Origin of the sequence: Hymenobacter crusticola (genome assembly GCF_002154225.1) — a bacterium.
Taxonomy (GTDB): Bacteria; Bacteroidota; Bacteroidia; order Cytophagales; family Hymenobacteraceae; genus Hymenobacter; species Hymenobacter crusticola.
Genome location: NZ_MTSE01000081.1, coordinates 1 through 2,820, shown reverse-complemented (window position 1 = coordinate 2,820; position 2,820 = coordinate 1). Strand labels below are relative to the sequence as shown.

The 2,820-nt window shown below is 56.3% G+C and carries 1 protein-coding gene; it reads left to right on the top strand.

Annotated elements, in window-relative coordinates; genetic code table 11:
* Nucleotides 1-119: 119 nt before the first annotated feature.
* Nucleotides 120-2,820 (top strand): hypothetical protein (locus tag BXP70_RS28860; RefSeq protein WP_086597587.1); only part of this gene is annotated, 2,701 nt, incomplete at its 3' end.

Genomic DNA, 2,820 nt, shown 5'->3' with positions numbered 1-2,820 from the left:
ACGGCACCAAAAAAACCTTCAAAGGCTGGGTACAGATTAACCACTAGCTAGGTATGGTAATAGTGTAGCCTATTACCTACCTTCATGAAATCTAGTCGACTATATTGCTAGGTTTCTCTATGTTTCTTCAGCTACCTATTCGTTCCGAACGGTTCCTGTTAGCCCTACTAGCCTCGCTGCTGGTAGGGCTAATTTTTTTACCCACTGCCCGAGCTTCTCACTTGCGAGCCGGTGATATCCAAGTGAAGTCTGACACGACGGCGGGCCGAAATCCGCGTCGTTTCTTCTTCAAGATGATCTTGTATACGGAAGCCTCTAGCGCAGCCAAGGCCGAGAAAGCGACGATCTTCTTTGGCGATGGCACCAGTACTGGCTTAAATGAGATAATACGTGCCAATAATCCATCGGGCGGCAACGGTACTCCCGTGGGAAACGACACAGATATCAATGTTTTCTACTTTGAGCATACTTACAATGCCATCGGGACGTACACGGTCAGCTATATTGGGGAGTACCGTAATGGCTGTGTTATTAACATGACGCGGCCTGACGCCCAGACCTTTTACATTCGCACCACCTTCGTAATAGATCCCGCATTAGGTATAAACCGTTCCCCTGTGCTGAAGGCACCAGCCATTGACCTAGCTGCGCGCGGGCAGGTGTTCCTGCACAATCCGGCCGCGTACGACGCCGACGGTGACTCCCTCGCGTACGTGCGGTTTGAAAGTCGGCAAGTAGCTTTAGGTGTCGACGGAACAATTAGCCCTCCCGGTACAAACCAGCCGGTGGTCACTATCTGCACGGACTTTGTATACCCGGATGCATCTAGGTTTGGCGGTACTACCGTCGCTTTCGGTGGTAATCCTTCGGGGAGCCCAGATGCTGAGCCGGGCAAAGCGGGTGGCGGGCCCGATCCGGGTGGCAACCCAGTTACCTTCACCCAAAATAAGTACACGGGGCAGATCGTGTGGAATGCTCCCAACACCCTAGGGTGCTACAATGTGGCATTTATTGTCGAGGAGTGGCGCCGTATACCTGGGGCGCCCGCCCGCCGAATTGGACAAGTAGTACGCGACATGCAGATTATTGTGCGAGCTAGCACCAATCTGCGCCCTAGCCTAGTTATCCCAACGGATACTTGCGTTGTAGCTGGCACGCCATTCAAAGGCAACGTCACGGCTACCGACCCAGAGAACCGGCCTATAACCCTAGCGGCTTACAGCGGGGTTATCCCGCCGGCTACCTTCCGTCAACTATCGAACAGCCCAGCCAACCGGGCCCGGGGCGTGTTCAACTGGACGCCTAGTTGCGCCAACATTGCGAGTGAGCCGACACAAGTTGTCTTCAAAGCCACCGATCAGCCGCCCACAGGCGTGGATCCGTTTATTGACGAGAAAGTGTGGCGCATTACCGTAATCGGGCCTGCACCTAAGAACTTGGTAGCGCAACGCTCCACTACAAACCCTGCCGCGGCCCTGCTTACCTGGGACGCGTACACGTGCCAAAACCCAGGTGCGCAAATCCTCATTTACCGCAAGGAAAATCCTTCCAGCTTCACCCCTGGTCCGTGCGAAACGGGTATTCCAGCCTCGTCGGGGTTTGTGCAGATTGGTACCGTTGCTGTTGGGCAGCGCTCGTTCTTGGATGACCGCAACGGCCAAGGCTTAGAGCGCGGCAAAAACTACTGTTACCGCATCTACGTGGCCTTCGCCCGACCAGCGGGGGGCGCAAGCCTAGCTTCCGGCGAGGCTTGTATCACCTTAGATGGTGCGAGCACCGTATTTACTAATGTCACCGTCGACCGTACCGATGTGAGCAACGGCCAGATAACGGTGCGCTGGACCAAGCCGCGTAGTACTACTACGTTCCCGCTGCCGCTGCGCTACCGGCTCTCGCGGGCCGTTGGCACCAGTGCTGCCTTCGACTCGGTATACACGGCCTTCAACCTGAACGATACGGTGTACGTGGATCAGAAGGGCCTGAATACGCAGGCCAACGCGTACACCTACAAGCTGGAGTTCTTCACCAACAATAACCCCAGCGGCAAGCCCGTGCCGGAGACACCGCCCACCGCTTCCAGCGTGCGCCTGAGCGGCCAAGCCAACGACGGCGCTACCCAGGTAGACCTAGCTTGGACCTACACCGTGCCGTGGGATAATTCGACTGCCTCGCGCCCGACCACCATTTACCGGCGCAATGTGACAACGGGCAGCGCCTACGTTGCCATTGGTACCGTACAAGGTACCCTCACCGGCGGCCGCTACACCGACCGCAGTACCACGCTCGTGCAAGGGCAGACTTACCGTTACTATGTACAAACCAATGGTACGTACAACAACCCGAAGCTGCCCGACAGGCTATTCAATAACAGCCAGGAGCTAGACGTGGAGTACACGCCTGTGCCGTGCAAGCCGGTGCTCACCGTCGATAATAATTGCGAAGCGCTAAGCGCCACAGTACTTACCCGGCCGGGTGTGTTCCCCCGCCCCGGCGAGACCTATACGAACAGCCTGAGCTGGCAGCTAGGCTCCAACTCACCCGCAGGCTGCGACAACACGGGCATCGACCACTACGACATCTTCTACCGTCTGGAAGGCAGCGCTAGTTACCAGTTTCTGGCTTCAACGAAGGAAACTACGTACGCGCACGGCAATCTCACGACGCAAACGGTTTGCTACACGGTGCAGGCTATCAATACGTTCGGTCGGCGGAGCTTGCAGAGCGATTCCGCTTGTGCCGATAATTGCTTGCTGTTCGTGTTGCCGAATATTTTCACGCCAAACGGGGATGGTATCAACGATACGTTCCGGCCGAAGGTGT